The organism is Prevotella denticola, from assembly GCF_900454835.1.
In the GTDB taxonomy this organism is placed as follows: Bacteria; Bacteroidota; Bacteroidia; order Bacteroidales; family Bacteroidaceae; genus Prevotella; species Prevotella denticola.
Map to the genome: position 1 here is coordinate 770698 of NZ_UGTM01000001.1, position 26451 is coordinate 797148.

Here is a 26451-nt window from a genome sequence, read left to right on the forward strand (position 1 = left end):
AAGTAAAGAACAGTCCCAGGGACTTGGAACATTATTCCCAGGCGTTGGAGATAGTGTTTCCGGGTGTCGGGAATAATGTTCCCGACCAGTTGGAATATGAACCAGGAAGAATGGGATAGACAGTTCATAAGCCGGATACGACTGCTTTTCCGGATTTTCCACACCCTGAGAACTTCTTTGGGATATATCTGCCGGCTCCATTCAGGCGAACGCATAAAGTTCTAAGTTTAATGACCTATCTTGACATTCTTCATCAGTATTGGGGCTATCCTGACTTCCGGGGTATTCAGAAAGAGATTATCGAGAGTATTGGCGCAGGGAAAGATACTCTGGGCCTTATGCCGACGGGCGGAGGAAAGTCGCTCACCTTTCAGATTCCGGCCTTGGCACAGGACGGGGTATGTATAGTCATAACGCCTCTCATTGCCCTGATGAAAGACCAGGTCGATCATCTTCGTCATCAGGGTATTCCGGCGGCAGCCGTCTATTCCGGCATGCACCGTGATGCTATCGTGGCAACATTGGAGAACTGTGTTCTCGGTAGCACCAGGCTGCTTTATATATCACCGGAGCGCATCGGGTCGGACATCTTTCAGGTAAAGCTGCGGCACATGAAGGTCAGCTTCATCACTGTTGACGAAGCCCACTGCATCAGCCAGTGGGGTTATGATTTCCGTCCCTCTTACCTGCAGATTGCTGCTATACGCAGGCTGGTACCCGAAGCACCTGTCCTTGCATTGACGGCAACGGCCACGCCGGAGGTTGTTGATGACATTCAGGAACGTTTGGGATTCAAGGTGAAAAATGTCTTCCGCATGAGTTTCGAGCGGAAGAACCTTGCCTATGTTGTCCGGCAGACGGAAGACAAGGATGCTGAAATGGTGCATATCCTTCAGTCCGTTCCTCAGACAGCAATCATCTACTGCCGTAGCAGAAAGCGGACAAAGGATGTCGCGCAGAAGCTCACGGAATATGGAATTTCTGCCACATGGTATCATGCCGGGCTGGAGCCTGCCGTCAAGGACCAACGGCAGAACGACTGGCAGAACGACAGAATACGGGTCATAGTTGCGACAAACGCTTTCGGCATGGGAATCGACAAGCCGGATGTGCGGGTGGTTATCCATCTTGACTGCCCAAGTTCTTTGGAGGCCTACTTTCAGGAGGCCGGGCGTGCCGGACGTGACGGCAGGAAGGCGTATGCTGTCTTGCTTTATAATGGGAGTGACAGGCGGACACTGCAAAAGCGTGTTGAGGACACCTTCCCTCCAAAGGAGTATGTCCAGACTGTCTACGAGCATCTGGCTTATTTTTATCAAATAGGTGTAGGCAGCGGTGCCGGATGCACTTTTGAATTTCCGATAGACAGATTCTGTACCACTTTCAAGCATTTCCCTACCCGTGCAAATGCAGCACTCACCTTGCTGCAGCGGGCAGGCTACATAGACTATGAGCAGAATCCTGATACCCAGGCACGCATCCGTTTCCTGCTGAACCGTGACGACCTTTACCGTCTCGATGCGCTCAGCGACAAGGAGAATGAAGTTGTCACGGCACTGCTCAGAAACTATGGCGGCCTGTTCTCAGATTACGGCTATGTGGACGAGAGCTATATTGCCCAGGAGGCGGGACTCGACAGAAACCAGACCTATACGGTACTTGTCAACCTGAGCAAGAAGCGCATCATCAACTTCATTCCCCGAAAGAACACGCCGATTGTCCGATACAGGAGCGACCGTATTGACGGTGCGGACATTGTCCTTGACCGTAGTGTGTATGAAGACCGGAAAGCCCAGTTTGTGAAACGAATCCATTCGGTGATAGACTATGCACAGAACGGCCGTGTCTGTCGTAGCAGACAGTTGCTTAGATATTTTGGTGAAACGAAGTCGGTAGATTGCGGGCAGTGTGATGTATGCCTTTCACATACTGATACTGAAGACGGCGATGAGCGGAAACTGATCAGGCAACAGCTGCTGACACTGCTGGCTGACGGGAAAAAACACCACATCACGGAAATACGCCGACTGAACAGTGACTGGGAACTCATTGGAGACGTGATGCGGGAAATGGTGCTGGAAGAGGACATCTGCATGGAGGGGAGCTTCCTGCTTCGCTCATGCTGACTCTCTCTCTGCAGAGACAGACGGTTTCCGGTATGACACAGACAGATTTTCTCGTAAGATGGTTAAAAAAAGGACATACGTGTTGTGCGTACGTCCTTTACCGATTATGATATACAGTTCAAACATGAATGTCTGTCAAAGTCGTTCGTACTGACAACATTCCTATGAGAACAGTACTCTGCAACGGCAGACTTCAATCTCCTCTCCTCGGGTACAGTCTTTTGTGATTCTTATATTGAAGTCCACTTCCGTATCTCCCTGTTCACGGTAAAAACACAGTCTGTCGCCTTGATGCGACTCTGCAACATAGGCAATCTCGAACCGCCTGACCGTATGCTGCCGGTACCAGTCCAGATTCCATAAGTCCAGGACATGTTCGATGTATTTCACAGAGTTGATATGGCCATTGATATCGACATCATTATAGCAGGTGTCTATTATCCGTATGGGTTCGGCATTAAAAGACAGTTTCACACGAGATGATTTTGCTATCGGGCAGGGACTTTCCCGGTCGATATACTCATTAATCAGACCGCCGCGTACGGCAGTGATATCCACAGGCTGGCGCGTCCTCACATCAATCATCGCCCAGATGCTCTTCCCATAGCCATAGACATGACCAGTATCACCTGTTATCTTGAAGTTGCGGCTTGTAAAAAACCTCATTACGTCATCAACCCAAGTCTCTACAAAGAACCTGTCATACGCCTGCGGCATATCCTTCATATCAATTGCCAGCCGGCTCAACACCCATGTCTTATTGACAGTATTGAGATAGTTCATCCCATAACCGCGCTCATTGCTGTGGAAATCAGCTGCATTCAGCAGGTGATTGCCTAAATGTCCCATGAATAGATGATTGGAGAAGTCGCAATGAAACGGCTCTGCCAGGAATTCATATCTCCCTGTTTTTGATAACTTTTCCATCTTGTTTTTCCCTTCTATTTCACATAACTGATGTCCTGTTGCTACGACCGGAGATGTGTGGATATACAACGAAGACCGGACAATGATATTTTCTCTGGCAGGACGGATATGCTGGCTGTCCTCTTCTACACCTTGAGACATCCTGCTGGAAACAGCTCTTGTTGTCTTCGTCATAGTCTTCAAAAAAGGGATGCATCACAACTGATGCATCCCCGATAACTCTATTCAGTCTGAAGGGTATACCTTCTTGAACTGCGTATACTTACTTTACGTAAACAACTGCGAGACGATTAGAAGTCGTACCCTGTACGCCCTTGCCGGTAGCCTCGTCAACGTTTACGCCACGAGCCTTGAGGTAGTTGGCAACTACGTCAGCACGAGCCTGTGACAGACGGTCGTTGATTTCCTTAGAACCCTCTGGAGAAGCTGTACCGATAACCTGGACGTGAGAGCCTTCCTTGATGTTGTTCAAAGCAGACTTAGCGTCGTTTGTAAGAGCATACTTGCCCTGTGCGAATGTTACGAATACGAGGTCGGAAACGGTGAACTCCTTAACGGCCGGAACTTCCTTGACAACCTCCTTGGTGATAACCTCTGGCTTGCGGTTGCGGAGCTCGTTGATCTGTGCGTTCAGAGCGTCAATCTCAGCCTGGTCGCGCGGAGTAACGATTGTGAAGTTGTGAGTACCGTTAGAGTTCTTGAACTTGTAAACGACACCTGCATTCAGCTGTACGAATGAGTTGTTGATGTTGTAAGCTGGCTGACCTGCATTTGAACCTGCCTTGTAGCCGTAGTCAGTAGTATAGTCGACCAATTCTGTTGTTGGAGGTACAGTATTCTTGATTCGAACAGTCTTCTTTGTAGACTGACCAAGGAAGGCGAAGTTGATAGAAGGCTCAACATATACCTGCCACTGCTTCTCTGAACCGAAGTTGAAAGCGAAATCAAGAGCTGCCTTGGAAGTCATACGGTTACGCTGACCAGAAGTAAGTTCCTTGAAAGCCTTGTCGCTTGTGAACAGATGTGCCCAGCCGAGACCATAGAGTGCGCTGACTTCGAATGTACGAGGCTCACCCTTGTAGCCACCGAACCAGTTGCTCAGGTTTACAGTACCGAGCAGGCTGACGTTTGTAGCACGAACGACAGTACCTGTTGAACCCCAAGGCTTGTTTGAGAAGTATGCGTTACCCTCAACTGCGAGACCGAAAACTGGAGTGAAGTAGCGGCCGACACGGATACCTGCATTAGGATCGAGGTCGCTCAACCACTTGTGACCTGTTGTCTTTGTTGCAACACCACCGTTAATACCTACGTAGATGTTGTCAAATGTCTTGCTTTCTGCAACTGTCTGAGCAGATACAGATGCTGCCATAGAAGCAGCTGCTAACATTAAAACTAACTTTTTCATTTCTCTCTGAATTAATTAATATTTATAATAAAATGTATTGTATCAATGTCTTAAATCGGCTGCAAAGTAATAAAAAAATAATGAAACAACCAAATGTTTTTGAAAAAAAATGTGCACAACACCCCCTGTTGTGAGCAAAAGAAACCACAAAGATGGAATTACAGGACAATCTGTTACTGTGACGACGGTATCGATCGACATGAAATCGCATAGGCAAGTAGTATACGATGTTGTTATGGAGTGAAGCTTTCAATATGTCAGTCCGGAACTTATTTCGGGACAGTAGATCTTTCGTGGGGGTAGACTCATTCTGCTTATAAAAAATCTTCTGAAGTTTAGAGTGGCCAGGATGCTGACAATGAGGACAGGATTACCGACTATTTACTGCAAAAGTTTATTTCTCATTTGCTGTCACTTTTAACATTCTTCACTAATACATTGTTTATTAGTTTGTTATATGTATTTACAGAGTGACGGTAGTGACAGGAAAATAATTTCATAGCAGACCGGTCACAGGCACATCTGCCTTGGATGAATGTCAGACTATGTTTTATCCTAAAGTATATTCTTCTGCGGCAGACTCTTTATCAGGAAATGTTTATTCAGAAAACTTACATTCAAACTACTTCTATCCGGTTATAATGCTTAACGTGATCCGTACTAAGCCTTGACACCATTGGTGTACACCCTCGACACCATTCGTGTTTACCCTCGGCACACTGACAGTAAAGAATCAGTGGAGGTAAATGATAATCCCCATTAATTATCTGGTCCACTTACTTAGGTGCAGCACAAGAAAAAAGGGACCCGTGGCATCACTGCTAAGGTCCCTCAAACAAATTAGAGAGTTATAAAAAATCAGGTTTTTCTGTTTGACTCTTCAATACCGGTTGCAGGCTTTCAGCTTGACTCTGCAATGCCATGCAGCAGTGCGCACTCTTGATCGCTGCAATGGCAATCAAGGGTCTTCAGCTTGGCTCTGCCTGCCAGACTGTAGATCTTATTCCAGCTTGCTGTTGGAAATGATCTTCATACCCTCTTCCACAGCCTGCATATTCAGTGGAATAAGGTTATGATGACGTTCCGGGAGACTCTTGAAGAGAGCTTTCTTCAGTCCGTCGGTACTTACTACAGGACAGACCTTGAGTAATCCGCCCAGAACAATCATATTGAACACCTTGGCATTCTTCATTTCTGCAGCCTTGTCCATTGCGTTGATGCGATAGACTGCAATATCCTTACGTCTCGGAGGACTTATGACACCATAGCCGTCATAAATAAGAATGCCACCCGGTTTCACCTTGGGTTCGAACTTATCCAGTGAAGGCTGGTTCAGGACGATTGCCACATCATACTTGCTGAGGATGGGAGAAGAGATGCGTTCGTCACTTACGATGACCGTCACATTGGCTGTTCCGCCACGCTGTTCCGGTCCATAGGCAGGCATCCAGGTTACCTCCTTTTCTTCCATCAGCCCCGAGTAAGCCAGAATCTTACCCATTGAGAGTACACCCTGGCCGCCGAAACCACTAATTATTATCTCTTTTTTCATTTTACACCTTTTTATATATTAAGGAACAGATAATGCATCAAAGATAGTCCCAATAGGGAATATCTTACCTGTTTTCCACTGACAGCCACCTTCCTATTCCTATAGGCCGGTTGTATCTTTCAGGTCTCCCTTTTGGTATTCCGGGAACATATTTTCCCGCATCCACTCGTTCGCTTTCACCGGAGTGAGCTTCCAGCCACTGTTGCAGGTGGCAACAATCTCTACCAGCGAGCTGCCTTTTCCCTGCATACTTGCTTCGAAGGCCTTGCGAATCGCACGTTTCGCCTTGTTGATTGAAGCGACCGTATCAACACTCTGGCGGGTCACATAGCAGGTACCTTTCAGATGGCTTGCCAGCTCTGTAATGTTCAGATTGTAGCCATGAAGAGCCGGCTCACGGCCATAAGGGCAGGTTGCGGTTTTCTGACCGATAAGCGTAGTGGGTGCCATCTGCCCACCTGTCATGCCATAGATTGCATTGTTGATGAAGATGATCGGAAAGTGCTCACCACGGTTCAGTGCATGGATTGTCTCGGCAGTACCGATACAAGCCAGATCGCCGTCGCCCTGATAAGTGAAGACGAGGCGGTCCGGCCACAGCCGCTTGATACCTGTCGCCACAGCCGGGGCACGTCCATGCGGTGCCTCCTGCCAGTCAATATCAAGATAACGATAAGCGAAGACTGCACATCCCACAGGGCAGACTCCGACCGCCTTGTCGCTCATTCCCATTTCCTCGATTACCTCTGCAACCAACTTATGAACCACACCATGTGAACAACCTGGACAATAATGCATTGTCGTTTCGTTCATCAAGGCAGGCTTCTTATACACCAGATTTTCCGGTGAAATAATCTCATTTGCCATAATACACGTCCTCCCTCATTACTTTATCAACGTTTTCTTGAGTGCCTTGACAATCTCTTCCGGGTCGGGAACGATACCTCCCAGACGGCCGAAATGCTCTACCGGCAATGCTCCGTTGACAGCCAGACGGACATCCTGTACCATCTGACCGGCATTGATTTCGCTCACCAGCACACCTTTCTTCCCCTTGCAGAGTTCTGCAAGCTGTCTGCTTGGGAAGGGCCAGAGAGTTATCGGACGGAACAGACCGACCTTCAACCCAGCCTCCCGGGCCAGCTCAACGGCTTTCTCTCCGATACGTGCGGCACTGCCGAAACTGACGATTATGTATTCCGCATCGTCACACAGCTGTGCTTCGAAACGCACTTCGTTCTCACATATCTGCCGATACTTCTCCTGTAAGTGGAGGTTTCTCTGTTCCATTACTTCTGGCTTCAATTCCAGAGACGTAATGATATTCGGCGTACGGTCCTGCGTGCGTCCGATAGAGGCCCATGGACATTCCTTTCGGATTTCTTCCTCCGTACGGCGCGGTTTCACCGGCGGGAGAACCACTTTCTCCATCATCTGTCCGATTACGCCATCAGACAGAATCATGGCCGGGTTACGGTATCTGAAAGCCAGTTCAAAGGCCAGATCGACAAAATCGGCCATTTCCTGAACGGAATTCGGAGCCAATACAATCACATTGTAATCACCATTACCACCGCCACGCGTTGCCTGGAAATAATCGCTCTGACTTGGCTGAATCGTACCAAGGCCAGGGCCTCCGCGCTGTACATTGACAAACACGCCGGGCAGCTCAGCACCGGCCATATAGCTGATGCCTTCCTGCATCAAGGCGACACCAGGTGATGAAGAACTCGTCAGTACCCGCTTCCCAGCACCTGCGCCTCCGTAGATCATGTTGATAGATGCCACCTCGCTCTCAGCCTGCAGGACAACCATGCCGGTTGTCTCCCACGGCTTCAACGCTGCCAGTGTCTCGATTATCTCACTCTGAGGGGTAATGGGATAGCCGAAATAACCGTCTGTACCACAACGGATGGCGGCATGGGCGATGGCCTCGTTCCCCTTCATTAATTTTACTTCTTGTTCTGCCATAAATTATTCCTCCACTTTCTTGCGATAAACCATAATGCAGCCGTCAGGGCAGACCATTGCACAGGCAGCGCAACCGATACAGGCCTCCGGAACGGCGGCTTCAACATACGGATATCCGTGGACATTCACCTTCTTCTGAGCCAAGGCAATCACATCTTTCGGGCATGCAACGATGCACAACTCGCATCCTTTGCAGCGGTCAGTGTTCACTACGATGGCACCTTTCATCTTGCTCATAGTTTTTGTATTTTAAGGATTGTATGCATCCTTGTTATAGAAGTTGAGAATACTCTCCAGCATCTCTTTTGCCACGACTGCCGGCGAATCGGGATCCAACTCGATGGCCTCCATGTAATTGGCCAAGGCATTCTGCCAGTCTCCCCTCTTCCGGCATTCGTTTCCCAGTTGGAAATATTCTTCGGCTGTCATTTACTTGTAAAATTCTCTCTTGCCCGCAGCAAGCGTATTCTTCATCAGCGAGCAGATAGTCATGGGGCCGACGCCACCCGGTACGGGGGTAATGAAAGAACAAAGAGGTGCGACCTCGTCGAACTTCACATCACCGTTCAACCGGAAACCGCTCTTGCGGGTTTCATCGGCAACACGTGTAGTACCGACGTCAACGACAACTGCTCCCGGTTTCACCATGTCTGCCGTCACGAAGTCGGGTCTGCCTATAGCGGCAATGATGATATCAGCTTCCCGGCACTCTTTCTTCAGGTCCTTTGAATGGGAGTGGCAGACCGTCACCGTTGCGTCACCGTACTGTTTCTGCATCATCAGCTGTGCCATGGGCTTGCCGACGATGTTGCTGCGGCCGAGAATGACACATTTCCTGCCGGAAGTTTCGATTTTGTAATGTTGCAGGAGCGTTAGGATTCCCAGCGGGGTCGCTGATATGAAGCAGGGAAGGCCGATGGACATACGCCCGACATTGATCGGATGGAATCCGTCAACATCCTTGCGGTAGTCAATAGCCATGATGATTTTCTGCTCGTCGATGTGTTTCGGCAAAGGCAGCTGGACGATAAACCCGTCCACATCCACGTCCTTGTTCAATTTTTCTACGCAGGCCAGAAGCTCCGCTTCGGTAACATCAGCCTCGAAACGGATGAGGGTAGACTTGAATCCGCATTGTTCACATGCAATCACCTTATTCTTCACATAGGTTTCGCTTCCCCCGTCATGCCCCACCAATATGGCTGCAAGATGAGGTTGCTTTCCACCTGCGGCTACAATAGCCTTCACTTCTCCGGCAATCTCCTGCTTGATGGCAGTAGCGGTTGCCTTTCCGTCGATTAACTGATATTCCATAGTAAAATATTATTTGATAAATAGATTTCCTTTTACAGCTTCGGCATGTTCGGCATACCAGGCATCCCTTTCATGCGGCTCATCATGCCTGACATCTTCGAACCGGTGACCATCTTCATCATTTTCCGGGTCTGGTCAAACTGCTTGATCAGGCGGTTCACCTCCTGAAGATTCGTGCCGGATCCTTTGGCAATACGCTGCCGGCGGGAATTGTTCAGCACTTCCGGATTCGTGCGTTCCTTCGGGGTCATACTCTGGATGATGGCCTCAATCCCCTTGAAGGCATTGTCGTCGATGTCCACGTCGCGGATTGCCTTGCCCACACCGGGAATCATCGAAGCGAGGTCTTTCAGATTACCCATTTTCTTGATCTGCTGAATCTGGTTGTAGAAGTCGTTGAAGTCAAACTGGTTCTTCTGGATCTTCTTCTGCAGACGCTTCGCTTCTTCCTCGTCAAACTGCTCCTGCGCACGTTCGACAAGTGAGACTACGTCGCCCATGCCCAGAATGCGGTCGGCCATACGTCCTGGATGGAACACATCTACTGCCTCCATCTTCTCACCTGTACCGATGAACTTGATAGGCTTGGTCACAACGGTACGGATTGAAAGGGCAGCTCCGCCGCGCGTGTCACCGTCGAGCTTTGTGAGGACAACGCCATTGAAGTCCAGACGGTCATTGAACTCCTTGGCCGTATTCACTGCGTCCTGACCCGTCATAGAGTCAACGACAAACAGTGTTTCATCGGGGGTTACATGCTTCTTGAGACTTTCAATCTCATTCATCATGTCCTCATCTACCGCCAGACGGCCGGCGGTATCGATGATTACCACGTCATTGCCCTTGGCCTTGGCCTCGGCGATAGCATGGTCGGCAATCTCGTTCACTGTTTTATTGTCAGGCTCGCTGTAGACGGGCACTCCCACCTGCTCGCCCACCACTTTCAGCTGCTCGATGGCAGCGGGACGATAGACATCACAGGCCACCAGCAGAGGGTGCTTGTGTTCTTTCGTCTTCAGCATATTGGCCAGCTTACCAGAGAATGTCGTTTTGCCGGACCCCTGCAGACCACTCATCAGAATGATGGCCGGGCGGTTGACCAGGTTCAGTCCTACGGCTTCACCACCCATCAGCTCTGCCAGCTCGTCATGCACGATCTTGACCATGAGCTGCCCTGGCTTGACGGCGGTCAACACATTCATACCCAGTGCCTTTTTCTTTACCGTATCCGTAAACGACTTGGCTACTTTATAGTTGACATCGGCATCGAGCAGCGCTCTGCGCACGTCCTTGAGGGTTTCTGCTACATTTATCTCTGTTATCTTTCCCTCTCCTTTAAGAATCTTAAAAGAGCGTTCAAGACGATCACTTAAATTTTCAAACATTGCCTTTTAAAGTAAACTCGTTTTATTTCCAACATACAAAGATAGTAAAAAGGAAAATAAAAAAACAAGTCTCATCCTCTTATTTTAAAATATTTTAAAACACACGGCTTGTATTCATGCGCACATAAATAATGTTTGTGCAAGAAAAGCAAGGCGCGAGATGTGTTTCTGTCCGCATTATTCGTATCACTTGCATGAATCTGCGGACAGAGGAGGTCCTGAAATCCTATAGGTGCCGCACGGTCTGATTTCTGCCTGTTGGCAGTCTATGTCACATGGACTATGCTCGCCTACCGTACACATAAACTCATGCAGCCTGCCCTTGGGAATGATGTTCCCGAGGCCTGGGAACACGCTTCCCGACGGCCGGGACTCCGGTTCCCAACCGGTTGGGAACCGGAAGCCCAGCGGGGCCGTATCAGAAGTTCATATGGTAGCTAAACTGTAGGGACATACACCCTCTTCTATCTGCAAAACAGACTATTTATTGGACAGACGAGGGCATCTGTCCCTACTTGGGTATATGACACATTTTCTTTCGGATGTTTCAGTCTTACTGTCTATCCCGGCTTCCGGGATGAAAGCTACACCTGTGCATTGTTAGGGTCGATTTCATCAGCATCGACTTCATCTTTCCCGCGCTTTACGTGTCCTTCAAACGTAACGAAGTAAAAGCCTTTCCGGGGAGTCCATTCCATGCAGAAGAGTTCTGACGGGCCCTTGAATCCGTTGTGTTTGATGGCACGTATCACCCATGACTGCGACCGTTCGCACTGGGCGAGGCTGCTCTCTACGATTTCTCCGTTATTGACCAGCAGGACAGAATAGGAGGTTTCTCCTGGTGAAAGCACGGTGACAGCACCGTTGGCCTCGAACAGCACATCCTCTACATCGAACATGGAGAAGATGCCCTTCTGCCTTAACATCAAGCGGAACTGTTCCATTTCAAGACTGTTGCGTTTGAAATTCTTGAAATTAATGATACCGTTCTTGACCAGGAACACACCCTCTCCTTTTATAAGGTGGCGCAATAGCGATGAACGCATGGCAAAACGGACAAGCATATTGAAACCGGTCCAGACGGCCAAGGCAAAGATCAGATGCCATATCGTCATATCCGGATTATAAAGCACACCACCGACCAGTGCGCCGATTACGAATGCGCTCACTGTGTCGAGCGGTGTCAGCTGTCCCATCTGTGCCTTTCCCGTTATACGCAGGAAAGCCAGAATTCCAATCATACCCGTAATAAGCTTTACGGCAATAGCCACATAGGGCTGTAATAAATCAATCATGCTTTTTTTTATTTTAAAATCAGCTATCTGTTACTTTATGCTGCAAAATTAGTGTTCCCCCTTAATATGTGCAAGGAAACAGGTGAAAATCCGTTTGGTAAAACCGACCGTAGAAACAATTCCATTAAACAATTCAATTCGCGCATTCTGCAAAAAAGAAGCAAACTTCTTTGCCAGTTGGGAAATAATAAATAACTTCGCATCCGAAAAAACAAGAAGCAAATGGAATACTATATCAGCATTGATAATGAGAAACAAGGTCCCTACAGTCTCCAGGAGCTGGAAGAACGCGGCATTCAGGCAACGACTCTGGTAATGCCGGCTGGCGGCACACGGTGGATTCCTGCCTGGCAGATAGAGGAACTGCGCAGGATCCTGGAGGGTAATGCCTCTACAGAGAATCAGACGGGGACGGAAGGGATTCCGTTTGTAGAGGCAACCCCCATGGCACAGTCTGCTCCATCGGCAACCGAAGTACCGCCGCAGCCGCTGCAAAAGAGAGGTCATACGGGATGTCTGCCGGGCATCCTGATTACGCTTGTCGTCGTCGCTGCGGTACTGATACTTACCTGTCCGAAGCCCGAACAGCACAAGGAGGTTCTTTCGAGCGTCATTACCGCCACGGTGAACGATGCTGCCAACGACAGTACCAACACTACCGGCAATGAACTCATTGACAATGCATTCCGAAGCATCAGCAATGCGTTCGCCGGGAAGGTCGTCGAAGCCGCTGTTGACAATCTCGTGACGGTGGACAACTATGTGGTCTGTTCTCTCGGAAAGGTGAACTACAACGGAAAGGACTACGTCGTTTCCTTGGGACTTTTAGGACATATCTTTACGGTTGACGAAGACGACCTTCAGAAGGCGGCAGAGCAGTATTACAAGAAGTCGGAGATAAACGTGAAGGAACAGATCAGGCAGAAAGCACAGAAAATGTTACGGGAGAATGTCGTCGATCCTGCTACGACAGCCATAGAAGGTGTGCTGGGCGGAGCATTGGACGGACTGCTGGACGGTATCGGATTGGGCACAAAACACTCGCATTCAGAGGCTGACAGGAAACAACCCGAAGATTCTCTTTAAGGGATTTCCTGCCTGTTAGGATGGAGGCAGAATGATGTCAGGACACATGGTCCCGTGTATCCGAGCTGAAGCCGGGAACACGTGGATATGTTCAAGGCTGGTTTTGGGAACCACCTTTGGAAGGATTTTTTCCTTTTATCCGGCATATTCTGCCCATCGGAAATGGAAAAACATTATAATAAGTTGATTTTCTGTCCCTGCCTTTAAAAAAGGTCTTCATATATATGAAATCAGAAAATATGTGGACTATTGCTTGTGTGATAAAGAAATAATATGTATTTTTGCAGTGTGAATTTAAAATGTTTTTTAATATGAAGAAATTACTGTTGATCGGGATAATGTCTTTGTCGGCCATTACCGGCTTTTCCCAGAACGCTGCTACAGTCGACAATTTAAGGGAACAGCAGAAAGTACTTAACCTGACTGCAAAATTGAACAAGCTCCAGCTCGATTACGAAAAGGAGAAAGCGAATTACAATGCTCTCAGCGGAAAGGCTGCCAGCGTCAATGCCGACGCAAATGTTGCTACGACTGATTTCACGGCATCCGATCCTGCAAGCACTGTAAAGCAGGCAAAGAATACGGTAAAGAAACTCAAGGAGACGAAAAGCGTCAACAAGAAGTTGGCCAAGAGCCAGAAGAATATGAGCAAGATGGAAAAGAAGATGGCCAAGCTTCAGGCGCAGATTGACGAATTGAACAAAAAGGTTCAGATTATTGACAAATAACATCTTGTGGATAATCCCATTCATGTGGGGGACAGGCAACTGTGTCTGTCCTCTTTCGTTTTTTCGGACAGACGAAACGTCTGTCTTTATTTTTGTTTCGGACAGGCTTCATCATTTCAAACAATGAAAAAGAAAACCCTCTTATTTCTGTTATCGGTATTATTCTCTTACCTCCCAGCCTATTCACAGATGCTCTTTTCGGAGAACATGACAATGGATATTGACAGTGCGAAGACCATACAGGGGTCGTTGCAGCCGGTGCTGGATTTCAAGACTGAGAAGGAGAATGTACTCACACTCAAGAATACAGCCAATCTCAATCTACTGATCAGACACAAGCGTGTTGTCAATCTGATCAACAAACTTGAGTTTTCAACCTATGGTAAGAAAGTGACGGTAAGCGGAGGTTACGTACATGTAGAATACCGCTATCTGCTAAGTCGTGCCTTTGAGATTTATCCTTATGCAGAGTCGCAATGGGCTGAGAGCCGCGGTATGGAATATAAGATATCCACGGGCTTGCAGTCACGTTACCGTCTGGTCAACAAGGAGAAGTTCCTGATGTTCGCAGCAGTAGGGATGTTCTATGAGTTTGAGAAGTGGGATGATCCTACTCCTAATGCAGCTCAACCGCATGCTTACAGCCGTAGTGTCAAGAGTCATCTGTCCGTCAGCTGCAAGCACCATCTGGGTGACCATTGGGAACTGACAACCACAGCGATTCATCAGGCAAAACCTGACGGCTACTTCAAGGCGGCGCGTTTCGGCGGTGCTATCGACCTGAAATATAACATCACGCCGAAGATCGGCATTAATGGTGCCTACCGTCTCATATATGACACTGCCCCTATCGTCCCTATAAGGAAGACTTACACTACGGTAGAGGCCGGGCTCAACATCGCATTTTAGCGGCTTCACCGATACATGTTCCGGATGTACCGGCCTGTATCAGGCGGCGGTGTACTTCATACGGAAAGGGGCGGTATTGCTGTCGGTTTCTTGTGGAGTACAGATTCCTGAGAATGAATTATCCCCGCGAAGATAAAATTATCGTCGCGGGGATAATGCGATTCTGCCGGCAAGGCTTATACGGACTTGTCGAGCGGATTACAGGGCTGTGAAAAGCAGGCGGTTATTTTCGTAGCTTTTTAGCAGTTAGTTCAAATAAAAGCAGTATCTTTGTAGCTTGAAGCTATCATAGGATACATGATGAAGGCAAAGAAGACAGACATGGCAACTGAAAAGACAACCACACGGAAGGTCACCCCCCGGAAGCGTGGAGCGAAAGCACAGAAAGCTCCACTGAAAAGCCGTACCATATCGAACGACCTTATCCCCATAGAAGAGGAAACATGGCTTCTGCAGCCCATCGCAGTGACGATGATGCGCCATGACTATTCCCTCATTCAGGTGAGGATTCTGGTGTCTATTGTCGAGAGCCTGCAATCGATTCTGCATGGTATTCTGAACAACAAGCGTGGTTTTCAGCTGGATCTGTTTCAGACGGATGAACTGGATGAAGACGGGCGTATGCCGATCAAACTCCCTTTCAAGGAGCTGGGGGTTGATCCGAACCACTATCCACAGCTGCGGAATTCGTTGAAGATGCTTGCTTCCATTCCTGTAGAGATACCTTACAAGACAGCTGAAGGAAGAAAGTACACAAAGGCAACCAACCTCTGCGATGTTTATATTCCGGAGGACAGATCCTATAATAAATATGCAATCCTGAAACTCGACCATACTGTTGCCGAGCGTCTCGTCTCATTGGACTTTGGTTATCACCGGTTGGGGAAACAGATTGTCTTTGCCTGCAAGAACCGTTACACACAGCGAATTTATATGTTCATTGAATCCTGGGTAGACAAGGGACGGACCGTCATCAAGACCTTGGAATTCAGAAAGATGCTGCGACTGGAGAACAATTATAAGAAGTTTTCCGACTTCTGCCGCCGTGTCCTTGATCCTGCCATGCAGGAATTGAAGGAGCTTGCCGAGAAAGGGTTCTGTGATTGTTATTTTGAGTATGAGAAGAAATATGACCGTGGTCAGCGCGGCGGTGAGCCGGACGAACTTGTCTTTGTCATTCATCGGACAAAGGACAAGATGAACTTGCAGTTGCAGGAAATGACCCAGAACCAGCGGCGACAGTTCCAACAGTATCTTGTACAGTATTTCGACTTTACACCAGCGAATGCCAAGACAATGTCTGACCGCATTACCGCCGAGACCTATCAGGAGGCTGTACAGAAGCTGATGAGCCTTCGTGACAGATTCACAAAGACTTTCGTAAAAGACAAGGCTGCCTACACTTTCAAGAGCCTTGACGAAATGCTGAAGTCGAAGGAAATTCCCAATACGATAGTAGAAGAGGTGGAATAAAAAATAGGAAGTCCCCCTTGCAGAATAGGAATATTCCTACTTCATATTTGAAACCAAAAGACTATTTTTGTTTCAGATAAAGGACTAAAGTAGTCATTCTAAAGGGTTACAGATATGAAAAAGATGTATTTATACACATTGGCACTGATTTTTACAGGTCTCACACTGACTTCCTGTGGTTCGTTTCTCTCGATAGGTGGAGGCGTCGGAGGTCCTGTTGCTTCGACAGCTACGGTCTACGATGACGGTTATAACGTGGGATACAACAGTACTTATGGCAGAATATCTTACGATGATGCACGCCGTGAAGCCCTGTTCCTTTCAGACAAGATGGCCTACGAGCTCGGATTAACCGACGCACAGTACGAGGCCGTCTATGAGATAAACCTTGATTATCTGCTGAATATGCAAGGGGAGAACTCTCTTTATGGAAACTACTGGGCACGGCGTAACAGCGACCTGTTCTATGTTCTGGATGCCAGACAATATAATTATTATATAGTTGAAGATTATTTCTACCGTCCGGTTTACTGGTATAATGACAGTTACGCTTACAGGGTATATAATCGTTATGCGGACCGTAATCATTTCTATCGCTCTCGTCCGGCAGATTATTTAACCTATCGCGGAGGCCGGAACAGGTATGCCGGCAGTTATTATGAGGGACGCTTTGGTTATCGTCAGCCCCGTCCGGGTATGACGATGGACCGCACAAGGAACAGGCAGGAAGTTTACCGGAATGGCGGTTCATGGAATGCTCAACAGCAAGACAATCGGCACTACAGTTTCGGCAATGCAAGCAGGGACAATGCAAATACGACACCGGACAGGTCGTACAATCAGAGTTTTGGCGGTTCACGGCAACAGACGGATCGTCCGGTCTACCAGTCCCGCCAAAGTTCAACATCAGTTTCGCAGCAGACCGGCAGCAACGGCAGGGCTTCATTCGGGAATGCTTCCCGGCCGTCCATGCCGACCTCGACGGCGAACAGTCAGACACAGTCAATCCCGACACGTTCAAACGTACCGAGCAACAACGGTAGCTTCGGCGGGCACAGATAAGAATAATAAAGGTGCAGAGACGTAGAATAAAGGCACAATAAGCAACATAGAAGATATATGAGGACAACGGATATAAACCGCTCAAGAGTGGCCTCGGCAATGGTCAGGGGCTACTTTCATGCATTCTTCTCCGGCCAGGGCGAAGTTCTGTACCCAGGAAAGAAAAGGCTGGAAGCCAAGGAATACAAGCGGATAGTTGTGGATAACTTTGAGAATTTCTCTAGCCACTTTGTTACAGTTCTTTTCCCGGTCCTTGTCCGTCTGAACTATTCTGATGTAGAAGCTGTGACCGAGGATATGAAGCGGCATCACTTTTCTGGTTCGACTCCCTCAAAAATTCTGCTACGTTATGCCTGTGGAAACAAAAAGCTCTATGAACTGGTGACCACCGAATATCAGAAGCATATGTGCGCCCTGCTTGAAGGTCATCTGATGTCTGCCGATGCCTATTTTTCAGATTGTCCACCACTGACTGGCGATGACAGTGTTTCTGTCTCTCTGGCCATCCGGTCTCTTGTCCGTGTTCAGATGCAAGCTTATGCTTCAGGGATAACTCTGGCAAAAACGGAGGCGGCCGGACTGCGTCAGGCAACAGTCTATCGTCTGATGTTGTCGGGAATGATGTCACTGCTTCATGAAACGCCGGTCAATCTTGAAGAAGAGAACTTGGAGATGATGTTCAGAAAGGTTGCATTGAACTCTGAAAACTTTGAAACCTTGATGAATGAGATGAATCAGGCATACGAAGACCTTGTTTAGGCAAAGTCCCCGAACCTGTAGATAATTAATGGGGATTATCATTACACCCACATGATTCTTTCCTGTTGGTGTGTCGAGGATAAACACGAATGGTGTTGAAGGTGTACACCCATGGTGTCAAGGCTCAGTATGGATCACATCAAGCATTATAATCGGATAGAAGCAGTTTTTATGCCCCGATAAAGGGGCTGCCGAAGAATATGCTTTAGGGTAAAACATAGTCTGACATTCATCCACGGCAGATGCGCTTGTGATTGCTCTGCTGTGAAATTATTTTCCTGTCACTGCCGTCACTCTGTAAACATATATAACATACTAATAAACAATGTGTTAGTGAAGAATGTTAAAAGTGACAGCAAATGAGAAATAAACTCTTGCAGTAAACAGTCGGTAATTCTGTCCTCATTGTCAAGTATCCTGACCACTCTAAACTTTAGAAGATTTTTTATAAGTAGAATGAGGCTTCCTCACGAAAGATCTACTGTCCCGAAATTCCTTTTATTTTACCGAGACCTGTACCCTCGCCTTCCTGTTACAACCTGACAGGCTCAATATAGATGAGGCAGAATGACTGTATGAGACAAGGGACGCACCCAAATCCATGATTCAAGTGCGTCCCTTTACTCAATAAGGTAAATATTCAAACACGAAAAACAACTTCTCAGTTGTACCAGATCTCACCACCAAGTAGCTGGTGTACGTCAGTGCGTTCTTGATTGTTCTGATTTTCGAAATCATACTCATCGAAGAATTCCAAGGTCTTAGTTTCCTTCATTTTAATTCCCTCCTGTAAATTAGACTAATTAGTAATTATATTACGCTCTTTGTTAAATGACTGATACAAAGATAGGTAAAATAAAGAGAAAAAGCAAGAATGAGGCCGCTTGTCAATCTCTTTTTAAATATTTTTTACCTCAATAGAGGCTTTTCTGTTGTGTTTTATGCAATTTTTATCAAACACGACTTTAACCCCACTTACTTTGTGAAGCAAATGGGGTTCTCAACCAAATCAACAAAAACCAATCTAAATTACCAATCTCACATGACTAAGACAAGCTCATGAAAAGCCAGATGTACATAACATCAATCATCCTTTCTCATACTCGTCCTGTCACGACTATCCTGAACAATCTGTCTTTTCGATACTGCAAATTTACGAATTTAGGCATACAGATTATATCAGAAAAGGAGGATTTTCAGCAAAAGCAATGAGCAAACGATTGCACATACTGCTGTTTATGCAAATTGTTCTCGATTGCTGACAGATGTTGAAGACGTACGGTCAGTACCAAGCATAGGTCAATACATACGCCGGAGTGACTTCACGTCTGAAATCAATTGTAATGTTATGCTTTAGGTTTGTCATCTTTCCTGATATCGGGTCAATCTTCATTTCCTGATATCCAAGATGTTCGGAAGAAAAGAGTTTATACATGGTCTCCTTGGCACACCAGGCGGTAAGCAGTTGTTCCTGACTTGTAAAAGATTCGTCTTTCCTGAGAAATCGCCCTGCAATACGTTTGACACGGTCGGAGACATACTCTACATCAATTCCTACCTCGTGGTCGTGCGAGAGGATGACAGCCACGTAGCCGATGGTATGAGAGATACTGATGTGACAATCATCTATCAGCGGCTTACCGTCTTCGTTGTGCCTGATTACAGGTTCATAGCCCAGAATCGCTTTCAGAAGACGACGTTCGCCATCCACTTCCGCCTGTCTCCCCTTCTCTATCTCAAGCAGTCCGATGCGCACCTTTCCGTCCGCATCACTTTTTATTCTCATCACAGACCGTCACTTTCACTTTGCTGATTCTGCGCTCATCTATAGCCAGAATCTCGAACTTATATCTCTTGTAAACCAGCACCTCATGTACCGCAGGGAAATCCCCCTTGATTTCCAACAGCAGACCGGCCAGTGTATCAGCATCGCCCCCTATATCATCAAACTCATCATCAGGGAGAGAAAGAATCTTTGTGAAATCGTTCAGCAGTGTCTTTCCCTCAAAGATATATGTGTTGACTCCCAGGCGTGTATAGTTGCGCTGCTCTTCATCATATTCGTCGTTGATTTCGCCGACAATCTCCTCGAGAATGTCCTCCAGTGTCACGATTCCACTCGTTCCCCCGAACTCATCCACGACGACGGCGATGTGTACCTTGTTTTCTTGAAAGTCACGCAGCAGGTCATCAATCTTCTTTGTTTCCGGAACGAAATAAGGTGGACGAATCAGACTCTGCCATCTGAAATTCATCGGTTTGGACAGATGAGGCAGAAGATCCTTGATGTAAAGGATGCCTCGGATGTTGTCCTGGTTGTCCTGATAGACGGGGATTCGCGAATAGTTGTTTTCAACAATGCACTTCAGTACATCCTCGTAAGAGCAGCGGATGTCCAGGTCAACGAGGTCCTGTCGCGAGGTCATCACTTCCTTGGCAGTCTCATCGCCAAAACGGATAATTCCTTGAAGCATACTCTGCTCGTCCTTTATATCGCTTTTATCGGTCAGCTCCAGGGCCTGCTCAAGATCGTCAACAGACAGCTGGCGGTTCTCCTTCTGAACCACCTTCTCGGCAAAGGCACCGCTCTTCAGCAGTACTGTCTCTATCGGCCAGAAAAACCGACGGAAGAAGACTATCCCCTTCACGCCCTTACGGCAGAATGCCAGTGGATTTGCCCTGCTGTAGACTTTCGGTACGATCTCGCCGAAAAGCAGCAGGATAAACGTCAAAAGAATTGTAACACAGAGGAACTGCAGCCACTCTGCCTTGAAATCGAACAGACTGTCGAAGATGTAGTTGCACAGCATGATGATGGCCACATTGACGAGATTGTTCGTAATGAGAATCGTCGCCAGCGTGCGTTCGCTGTCTTCCCTGAGCTGCTGGATAAGCCGGTCCGAAGGGTTCTTGTCCGGATCCAATGCTTCTGCATCTGCCGGAGACAGACTGAAGAAAGCTATCTCTGAAGCACTGGCGAAAGCGGAAAGCAGCAGGAGACATACAGCAAACAGGATTGCAATGACAACACTGAAATCAATTGGATTGATGCTGATGTAAGAAGAAATATCTACTAAAAAAATATCCATTAAAACGGTAATTTAGAATTTTCTGCGGATCCGGCAGAACCGTCTTCCGTCTTTTCTCCAGACTTGTTTCCTTCTTTACGGGGTGAGGCCAGCCACTCCAGATTCTCCCCGAAGATTTCGGTAATGTAACTTCGCTGTCCTTTTCTGTCGTCAACCGATCGATACCGTATACGCCCCTCTATGTAAAGTTTATCCCCTTTATGAATGTATTTCTCGGCGTATTTTGCCAGCGACCTGAACAGGACAATGTTATGCCAGTACGTATGGTCGGACACTGATGTGCCGTCCGGAAGCGTGTAACCACGTTCTGTCGTTGCCAATGTGAAAGAAGCTACACACTGGTCGGCCTCATAATACCGTATCTCCGGGTCACGGCCTACATTGCCGATCAACATCACCTTATTCATCAGAAACCGATAACAAAAAGGTATATGGAATTTACTTCCACATACCTAAATACTTGAACCTGAAGTTCTTTCCCTTTGCCGACGGGAACTGGCTGCGGTTGTCAACCCTGTCTTTCAGGTACTCCACGATGCGGTTATAGCAATCCCATCCTGACAAAGCCTTGCAGCGTGCCACGAAGTGGGTGTCACGGTACTCATGCTTGCCGGAAGCCGGAATAAGAACGACACGCTTGAAGTCCAGCTCGCCTTCATACCATCCTTCACGCTCCTCATTGAGATGCATGATGGCGGGATTTTCCTTGCGTGACATCCCGTCACCAGCGGGCCGGAGTGCCTTCTTCTGCTTGAAATCCATCATATTCGCAGCTTCGGTCTTGATAACTATGAAATAGACGCGAGGGCGTACTTTATAACGTTTCGGATAGAACACGTCATTCGATGCATAGTTCCTGATGTCATCTTCCAGTTCCGGGGTAAGCTGAATATCCGGAATGGAACTGAGAAAATCTAAAGCCTCGTCAACATTATGTACTAATACTTCATTGTCGAAATATCGAAGATATAAATTCATAAAGAAAATGCTATGTATGTTTCTCCCTTTTAAAAAAAGAGCGGCAAACGAGACTCGAACTCGCGACCCCGACCTTGGCAAGGTCGTGCTCTACCAACTGAGCTATTGCCGCATCGGATGTAAGTAACAACTTACGATGAACGATTTATGTGAAGAGGAGGAGACTCGAACTCCCACGAAACAATTTTCACTACCCCCTCAAAGTAGCGCGTCTACCAATTCCGCCACCTCTCCAACATATTTCTGACATTCTGAAAACATTGTGCCCAGAACAGGACTCGAACCTGCACGTCGTAAAACACACGCACCTGAAACGTGCGCGTCTACCAATTCCGCCACCTGGGCATGATGCTGGAAGTAAACTTCCATATTATGTATTTCAGAATGTCAAAGAGCGGCAAACGAGACTCGAACTCGCGACCCCGACCTTGGCAAGGTCGTGCTCTACCAACTGAGCTATTGCCGCATTTTTAACGTCTCCCTTTCTCTAAAGAGTTAGACTTAGGTCGGGGCGACAGGATTCGAACCTGCGGCCGCCTGGTCCCAAACCAGGAGCGCTACCGGGCTGCGCTACACCCCGTCGCTTTTCCCAAATGAGTGAACTCATTTCTGAATTGCGAGTGCAAAGGTAGTGCTTATTTCTGATACCGCCAAACTTTTCGCTTCTTTTTTCAGCAAAAAAATGACAGCTGATGGCTTGTAATGTGATGCTGGCAGGTGAAGACGGTAGTGTGGAAATGGATAAATGACTGGCCGTCAAAGAAGAATGTATAAGTGTCTTTAGCATTTTAAGAGAGTGACCGCTGTCCGCAATGAGCACACCAGACTGCAGCTTGCTATACCCTATAATCCTTCACAGTGTCTTGTCACAGCAGGCTTCATTGCGATTTGTACAGTGGAACCAACCGTATGGGACCTGTATTCCCAAGGTTTGGGAACACGGTTCCCAGTGGCTGGGACTCCTGTTCCCAACCGGTCGGGACTACGCTTCCCGTGTAGGTAATCCGTACCGGAAGAGTGTTCCGTCGTGACGGCGGGGGTGCAGTCTGTCCTCGTCTGTCATGAGTCTTCCCCGGCGGGTGCCGAATTCTCCCGTTCTTTCAAACCGGCAGGGTCGGCATTTCATATAATAGCCGAAGGGGCCGTTCAGCAAGAACGGCCCCTTCGGCTATTGGTATTCCCTTTTGTGCAGTGAGAGCTGTATGCTGCTTACTTGATGATACCCTGCTCTCTGAATATCTTGGCCAGGGCCTTGACACCGCGCTCAACCTGTTCCTCGGTATGGGTAGCCATCAATGCGAAGCGTACCAGGGTGTCCTGTGGAGCACAGGCAGGCGGAATGACGGGATTGATGAATACACCGGCCTCGTACGCCAGCTTGGTGACGAGGAACGTCTTGTCGATGTCACGGACGTAAAGCGGGATGATCGGACTCTCTGTCTCTCCGATTTCAAATCCCTCCTCCCTGAAGCGTTTCAAGGCATAGTTGGTCACTTTCCACAGATGTTCTATGCGTTCCGGCTCCTGTTCTATGATATGGAGAGCCTCCAGGGCCGCAGCCGTTGCAGAAGGCGTGTTACTTGCCGAGAAGATGTAAGTGCGGCAGGTGTGGCGCAGATAATTGATGGTGTCTTTGTCACTGGCAATGAAACCGCCGATGGAGGCAAGGCTCTTCGAGAAGGTTCCCATGATGAGGTCTATCTCATCGGTCAGTCCGAAGTGGTCGCATACGCCTCTTCCCTGACGGCCGAAGACACCGAGTCCGTGTGCCTCGTCCACCATGACCGAACAGTTGTACTTATGCTTCAGCTCGACAATTGCCGGCAGATTGGCCAGGTCGCCTTCCATGGAGAACACGCCGTCAACGACAATCAGCTTGACAGCTTCCTTAGGCAGTTTCTGGAGCACACGCTCCAGATCTTCCATGTCATTATGTTTATAGTGAAGCTGGGTGGCGAAGCTCAGACGGCGGCCATCTACGATGCTTGCATGGTCGCGGTCGTCACAGATGATATAATCGCCACGCCCGACGACCACAGCGAGAACACCGGCGTTCACTGAGAATCCAGTGGAGAAAACAAGTGCCTCGTCCTTACCCTCAAAGGCTGCAAGCTCTTTCTCCAGCTGCACGTGGAGGTCGAGCGTACCGTTCAGGAAACGACTGCCGGCGCATCCTGAGCCGTACTTGTCAAGGGCACGATGTGCGGCGGCAATCACTCTTGGGTCGTTCGGCAGGCCTGTATAGGCATTCGAACCGAACATGAGTATCTCGTTGCCGTCAATATCAGTGACTTCTGTCCCTTGCTTACTTGTAATCTCACGGAAGTAAGGATAGACACCTGCCTTCATAAACTTCTGCGGATCGCGGTAGCTCTTGTACTTGTCTTGTAACTGTCCCATTATATTTAATAAGGTGTAGCCAATGGCCACATAAAATTATTTTTCAGGCTGCAAAGTTACTAATTTAGAATGACAAAACGGAGAATTTGGTTGGAAAAGTGTTTTTTAAAGTTTTTTTCACTCATTAACCTCCATGTCATAAGCGATAAATATGTATCTTTGTCAGGCAAACCATGCGCTGATCTATCTTGGCACAATGAATAAGAAGAAAATCATTTTCATTCTCAACCCCATATCGGGTACCGTCAGCAAGGCCGGCATTCCCGGTCTTATAGAAGAGCGGCTTGACAAGGAAAAGTTTGACTGCCGCATCGCAGAGACAAAGTATGCCGGTCATGCCACAGAGCTTGCACAGCAGGCTGCACGGCAGGGCATCGACATCGTAGTGGCGGTGGGAGGTGACGGTACGGTCAACGAGGTCGGCAGAGCGCTCGTCAATACGAAAACCGCCATGGGCATTCTTCCCTGCGGGTCGGGGAACGGACTTGCGAGGCATCTGAACCTGCCGATGAATCTGAAGAAATGCATCGACATCCTCAACGACTGTGACATCCATACGCTCGACTACGGTCTTATCAACAGGCATCCTTTCTTCTGTACCTGTGGAATGGGCTTTGATGCGTTCATTTCCATGAAGTTTGCAGAAGCCGGCAAGCGCGGCCCCATCACCTATATGCAGAAGATACTGGAGGAAGGACTGAGCTACCAGCCAGAGACCTATGAGATTGAGGACGAGGAGGGGACGCGCCGATACAAGGCTTTCCTCGTGTCAGCGGCCAATGCGTCACAGTATGGGAACAATGCCTATATCGCTCCTCAGGCTTCCATGAGCGACGGGCTGCTCGACATTATCATCATGGAACCCTTCGACCTCATCGAAGCTCCGCAGGTCGCCATTGAGCTCTTCAACAAGACACTGGACAAGAATCTGAAGATAAAGACCTTCAGAGCCAGTCACATTCATATACACCGGAAGTCTGAAGGGATTATCCACTACGACGGCGATCCGGTCATGGCCGATGCCGACGTAGACATTTCCATCGTCCCCAAGGGCATCAACATCATCGTAAACCCTAAGGGGACCAAGGACTACCGGCAGCCGAACATACTGCAGACGGCCTTTTCGGAACTTTTCTACAACATCGACCTGATGCGGCAGGACATCACAAAACAGGGCAGGAAGGTACAGGCCCTTAACAAGAACCTTCTGCGCAAGCTGAATATGTAAGATGGGTTTTACGTTTAAGAATTTCCACATCAGTCAGGAACATACGGCCATGAAGGTCGGAACTGATGGCGTATTGCTGGGTGCATGGGCAGAAGGCGGAGCGGACATTCTGGATATCGGGACCGGTACAGGACTCATCGCACTGATGATGGCGCAGAGATTCCCGTCGGCACATATCGATGCGGTTGAAATGGACGAAGGCGCATTGGCTGATGCACATCTTAATATTGTGAGGTCGCCTTTCAGAGACAGGATAAACATCATTCACACGTCCCTCCAGGACTATCATCCACAGAACGGATGCCGGTATGAAGCCATCGTGTGCAATCCTCCCTACTTTATCAATTCATTGAAAAGTCCTTTGCGGCAGAGATCTACTGCAAGACATGCCGACACGCTCTCCTGTCAGGAACTCGCCCGTCATGCAGAAAGACTCCTGAAAGAGAACGGAAAGCTGTCGGTAATCATACCTGCTGAAAATAAAGAAACACTTGAGTCGGAAGCCCTATTCTGCGGTCTGTCAATTCGGAAGATTGTTTATGTCAGGACGAAAGAGGCGAAACCGGTAAAACGTTGCCTGATGGAATTTACAAAGGCTTTCCCTGCGCACTGCGACGTACACGAGGCAGTGCTTACCTTACCTGACGGAAGGCGTACGGAGTGGTATCGCCAGCTGACAGAAGACTTCTACATCAGGTAGATCCGTGAAGGGTGATGGTACTGCAACATACGGACTGCACGATTAAAGCAGTTCTATTCTT

General features: G+C 48.1%; 24 protein-coding genes and 5 tRNA genes. 9 read left to right on the top strand and 20 right to left on the bottom strand.

All coding sequences use genetic code 11. From position 1 onward, the window contains the following. Positions 1–230: 230 nt before the first annotated feature. Positions 231–2126 (top strand): RecQ family ATP-dependent DNA helicase, encoded by a 1896-nt coding sequence (locus DYH27_RS03260; protein ID WP_025068041.1) that lies wholly within the window; start codon positions 231–233, stop codon positions 2124–2126. A 162-nt stretch (positions 2127–2288) separates the two neighbouring features. Here the strand turns inward: DYH27_RS03260 and DYH27_RS03265 are convergent, their stop codons facing one another. The 10 genes from DYH27_RS03265 to DYH27_RS03310 all read right to left on the bottom strand — a co-directional run bounded on the left by DYH27_RS03265 (position 2289) and on the right by DYH27_RS03310 (position 11978). Beyond that, positions 2289–3053: an acyl-[acyl-carrier-protein] thioesterase gene (locus DYH27_RS03265; RefSeq protein WP_025068040.1), complete on the bottom strand. Its 765-nt coding sequence runs from the start codon at positions 3051–3053 to the stop codon at positions 2289–2291. Positions 3054–3315: 262 nt separating this feature from the next. Continuing rightward, positions 3316–4461 (bottom strand): OmpA family protein, encoded by a 1146-nt coding sequence (locus tag DYH27_RS03270; RefSeq protein ID WP_025068039.1) that lies wholly within the window; start codon positions 4459–4461, stop codon positions 3316–3318. Positions 4462–5461: 1000 nt separating this feature from the next. Continuing rightward, positions 5462–6013, bottom strand: coding sequence for a 2-oxoacid:acceptor oxidoreductase family protein (locus DYH27_RS03275; protein ID WP_004354766.1), 552 nt, complete (start codon positions 6011–6013; stop codon positions 5462–5464). Between the two features lie 99 nt (positions 6014–6112). Next, the gene (locus DYH27_RS03280) at positions 6113–6880 is read right to left on the bottom strand and encodes a thiamine pyrophosphate-dependent enzyme (RefSeq protein WP_025068037.1); all 768 of its coding nucleotides are present in this window, start codon (positions 6878–6880) and stop codon (positions 6113–6115) included. An 18-nt stretch (positions 6881–6898) separates the two neighbouring features. Continuing rightward, the gene (locus tag DYH27_RS03285; protein ID WP_025068036.1) at positions 6899–7984 is read right to left on the bottom strand and encodes a 3-methyl-2-oxobutanoate dehydrogenase subunit VorB; all 1086 of its coding nucleotides are present in this window, start codon (positions 7982–7984) and stop codon (positions 6899–6901) included. 3 nt (positions 7985–7987) lie between these two features. Further along, positions 7988–8221, bottom strand: a complete 234-nt coding sequence (locus DYH27_RS03290) for a 4Fe-4S binding protein (RefSeq protein WP_004354841.1) — start codon at positions 8219–8221, stop codon at positions 7988–7990. 12 nt (positions 8222–8233) lie between these two features. Further along, complete coding sequence (locus tag DYH27_RS03295) at positions 8234–8413, bottom strand: tetratricopeptide repeat protein (protein WP_004354799.1); 180 nt, start codon at positions 8411–8413, stop codon at positions 8234–8236. Next, positions 8414–9298: a bifunctional methylenetetrahydrofolate dehydrogenase/methenyltetrahydrofolate cyclohydrolase FolD gene (gene folD, locus DYH27_RS03300; RefSeq protein WP_004354821.1), complete on the bottom strand. Its 885-nt coding sequence runs from the start codon at positions 9296–9298 to the stop codon at positions 8414–8416. Positions 9299–9330: 32 nt separating this feature from the next. Next, on the bottom strand, positions 9331–10683 hold the full coding sequence (ffh, locus tag DYH27_RS03305) for a signal recognition particle protein (protein WP_025068035.1): 1353 nt from the start codon (positions 10681–10683) through the stop codon (positions 9331–9333). 584 nt (positions 10684–11267) lie between these two features. Beyond that, on the bottom strand, positions 11268–11978 hold the full coding sequence (locus DYH27_RS03310) for a DUF421 domain-containing protein (protein ID WP_029216605.1): 711 nt from the start codon (positions 11976–11978) through the stop codon (positions 11268–11270). Between the two features lie 222 nt (positions 11979–12200). On the opposite strand from DYH27_RS03310, the gene DYH27_RS03315 reads away from it, so the two are divergent. From DYH27_RS03315 to DYH27_RS03340, 6 genes are all read left to right on the top strand, one after another. Beyond that, on the top strand, positions 12201–13064 hold the full coding sequence (locus tag DYH27_RS03315; RefSeq protein WP_004354834.1) for a DUF4339 domain-containing protein: 864 nt from the start codon (positions 12201–12203) through the stop codon (positions 13062–13064). Between the two features lie 311 nt (positions 13065–13375). Continuing rightward, positions 13376–13792, top strand: coding sequence for a hypothetical protein (locus tag DYH27_RS03320; protein ID WP_025068034.1), 417 nt, complete (start codon positions 13376–13378; stop codon positions 13790–13792). Positions 13793–13915: 123 nt separating this feature from the next. Further along, positions 13916–14701: a DUF481 domain-containing protein gene (locus tag DYH27_RS03325; RefSeq protein ID WP_025068033.1), complete on the top strand. Its 786-nt coding sequence runs from the start codon at positions 13916–13918 to the stop codon at positions 14699–14701. A gap of 321 nt (positions 14702–15022) precedes the next feature. Beyond that, entirely contained in the window at positions 15023–16174 is a 1152-nt protein-coding gene (locus DYH27_RS03330) for a replication initiation protein (RefSeq protein ID WP_081457137.1), read from the top strand. A 114-nt stretch (positions 16175–16288) separates the two neighbouring features. After that, entirely contained in the window at positions 16289–17236 is a 948-nt protein-coding gene (locus DYH27_RS03335) for a hypothetical protein (RefSeq protein ID WP_029216604.1), read from the top strand. Between the two features lie 57 nt (positions 17237–17293). Continuing rightward, a complete protein-coding gene (locus tag DYH27_RS03340) occupies positions 17294–17995 on the top strand; it encodes a hypothetical protein (RefSeq protein ID WP_025068031.1) in 702 nt (233 codons plus the stop codon). Positions 17996–19277: 1282 nt separating this feature from the next. On the opposite strand, the gene DYH27_RS03345 is transcribed toward DYH27_RS03340, so the two are convergent. From DYH27_RS03345 to spt, 10 genes are all read right to left on the bottom strand, one after another. After that, positions 19278–19781, bottom strand: a complete 504-nt coding sequence (locus DYH27_RS03345) for a 4'-phosphopantetheinyl transferase family protein (RefSeq protein ID WP_025068030.1) — start codon at positions 19779–19781, stop codon at positions 19278–19280. Then, the gene (gldE, locus tag DYH27_RS03350; protein WP_013671397.1) at positions 19765–21084 is read right to left on the bottom strand and encodes a gliding motility-associated protein GldE; all 1320 of its coding nucleotides are present in this window, start codon (positions 21082–21084) and stop codon (positions 19765–19767) included. The genes DYH27_RS03345 and gldE overlap by 17 nt, the downstream gene beginning before the upstream one ends. After that, on the bottom strand, positions 21084–21491 hold the full coding sequence (locus DYH27_RS03355) for a single-stranded DNA-binding protein (protein ID WP_004354770.1): 408 nt from the start codon (positions 21489–21491) through the stop codon (positions 21084–21086). The genes gldE and DYH27_RS03355 overlap by 1 nt, the downstream gene beginning before the upstream one ends. Before the next feature lie 31 nt (positions 21492–21522). Next, on the bottom strand, positions 21523–22062 hold the full coding sequence (locus DYH27_RS03360; protein WP_004354785.1) for a hypothetical protein: 540 nt from the start codon (positions 22060–22062) through the stop codon (positions 21523–21525). 39 nt (positions 22063–22101) lie between these two features. Further along, positions 22102–22174 (bottom strand) — tRNA-Gly (locus DYH27_RS03365). Positions 22175–22212: 38 nt separating this feature from the next. Then, positions 22213–22296 (bottom strand) — tRNA-Leu (locus DYH27_RS03370). A gap of 29 nt (positions 22297–22325) precedes the next feature. Then, positions 22326–22407 (bottom strand) — tRNA-Leu (locus DYH27_RS03375). Positions 22408–22455: 48 nt separating this feature from the next. Continuing rightward, positions 22456–22528 (bottom strand) — tRNA-Gly (locus DYH27_RS03380). Between the two features lie 40 nt (positions 22529–22568). Beyond that, positions 22569–22642, bottom strand: a tRNA-Pro gene (locus DYH27_RS03385). 629 nt (positions 22643–23271) lie between these two features. Next, entirely contained in the window at positions 23272–24462 is a 1191-nt protein-coding gene (spt, locus tag DYH27_RS03390) for a serine palmitoyltransferase (protein ID WP_025068029.1), read from the bottom strand. A 196-nt stretch (positions 24463–24658) separates the two neighbouring features. Between spt and DYH27_RS03395 the strand changes: the two genes are divergently transcribed. Together DYH27_RS03395 and DYH27_RS03400 are read left to right on the top strand one after the other, a co-directional pair. Next, on the top strand, positions 24659–25690 hold the full coding sequence (locus tag DYH27_RS03395; RefSeq protein WP_025068028.1) for a diacylglycerol/lipid kinase family protein: 1032 nt from the start codon (positions 24659–24661) through the stop codon (positions 25688–25690). A 1-nt stretch (position 25691) separates the two neighbouring features. Next, positions 25692–26390: a tRNA1(Val) (adenine(37)-N6)-methyltransferase gene (locus tag DYH27_RS03400; protein ID WP_025068027.1), complete on the top strand. Its 699-nt coding sequence runs from the start codon at positions 25692–25694 to the stop codon at positions 26388–26390. Positions 26391–26451: the final 61 nt, after the last annotated feature.

Excerpts from the sequence above, each read along its gene's own strand:
- DYH27_RS03395 (WP_025068028.1), top strand. The coding sequence starts at position 24,659 with ATGAATAAGAAGAAAATCATTTTCATTCTCAACCCCATATCGGGTACC.
- DYH27_RS03340 (WP_025068031.1), top strand. The coding sequence starts at position 17,294 with ATGAGGACAACGGATATAAACCGCTCAAGAGTGGCCTCGGCAATGGTC.
- DYH27_RS03345 (WP_025068030.1), bottom strand. The coding sequence starts at position 19,781 with ATGAGAATAAAAAGTGATGCGGACGGAAAGGTGCGCATCGGACTGCTT.
- spt (WP_025068029.1), bottom strand. The coding sequence starts at position 24,462 with ATGGGACAGTTACAAGACAAGTACAAGAGCTACCGCGATCCGCAGAAG.
- DYH27_RS03280 (WP_025068037.1), bottom strand. The coding sequence starts at position 6,880 with ATGGCAAATGAGATTATTTCACCGGAAAATCTGGTGTATAAGAAGCCT.
- DYH27_RS03335 (WP_029216604.1), top strand. The coding sequence starts at position 16,289 with ATGAAAAAGATGTATTTATACACATTGGCACTGATTTTTACAGGTCTC.
- DYH27_RS03325 (WP_025068033.1), top strand. The coding sequence starts at position 13,916 with ATGAAAAAGAAAACCCTCTTATTTCTGTTATCGGTATTATTCTCTTAC.
- DYH27_RS03360 (WP_004354785.1), bottom strand. The coding sequence starts at position 22,062 with ATGAATTTATATCTTCGATATTTCGACAATGAAGTATTAGTACATAAT.
- DYH27_RS03275 (WP_004354766.1), bottom strand. The coding sequence starts at position 6,013 with ATGAAAAAAGAGATAATAATTAGTGGTTTCGGCGGCCAGGGTGTACTC.
- folD (WP_004354821.1), bottom strand. The coding sequence starts at position 9,298 with ATGGAATATCAGTTAATCGACGGAAAGGCAACCGCTACTGCCATCAAG.
- DYH27_RS03285 (WP_025068036.1), bottom strand. The coding sequence starts at position 7,984 with ATGGCAGAACAAGAAGTAAAATTAATGAAGGGGAACGAGGCCATCGCC.
- DYH27_RS03270 (WP_025068039.1), bottom strand. The coding sequence starts at position 4,461 with ATGAAAAAGTTAGTTTTAATGTTAGCAGCTGCTTCTATGGCAGCATCT.
- gldE (WP_013671397.1), bottom strand. The coding sequence starts at position 21,084 with ATGGATATTTTTTTAGTAGATATTTCTTCTTACATCAGCATCAATCCA.
- DYH27_RS03355 (WP_004354770.1), bottom strand. The coding sequence starts at position 21,491 with ATGAATAAGGTGATGTTGATCGGCAATGTAGGCCGTGACCCGGAGATA.
- DYH27_RS03310 (WP_029216605.1), bottom strand. The coding sequence starts at position 11,978 with ATGATTGATTTATTACAGCCCTATGTGGCTATTGCCGTAAAGCTTATT.
- DYH27_RS03315 (WP_004354834.1), top strand. The coding sequence starts at position 12,201 with ATGGAATACTATATCAGCATTGATAATGAGAAACAAGGTCCCTACAGT.
- ffh (WP_025068035.1), bottom strand. The coding sequence starts at position 10,683 with ATGTTTGAAAATTTAAGTGATCGTCTTGAACGCTCTTTTAAGATTCTT.
- DYH27_RS03320 (WP_025068034.1), top strand. The coding sequence starts at position 13,376 with ATGAAGAAATTACTGTTGATCGGGATAATGTCTTTGTCGGCCATTACC.
- DYH27_RS03265 (WP_025068040.1), bottom strand. The coding sequence starts at position 3,053 with ATGGAAAAGTTATCAAAAACAGGGAGATATGAATTCCTGGCAGAGCCG.
- DYH27_RS03260 (WP_025068041.1), top strand. The coding sequence starts at position 231 with ATGACCTATCTTGACATTCTTCATCAGTATTGGGGCTATCCTGACTTC.
- DYH27_RS03400 (WP_025068027.1), top strand. The coding sequence starts at position 25,692 with ATGGGTTTTACGTTTAAGAATTTCCACATCAGTCAGGAACATACGGCC.
- DYH27_RS03295 (WP_004354799.1), bottom strand. The coding sequence starts at position 8,413 with ATGACAGCCGAAGAATATTTCCAACTGGGAAACGAATGCCGGAAGAGG.
- DYH27_RS03290 (WP_004354841.1), bottom strand. The coding sequence starts at position 8,221 with ATGAGCAAGATGAAAGGTGCCATCGTAGTGAACACTGACCGCTGCAAA.
- DYH27_RS03330 (WP_081457137.1), top strand. The coding sequence starts at position 15,023 with ATGGCAACTGAAAAGACAACCACACGGAAGGTCACCCCCCGGAAGCGT.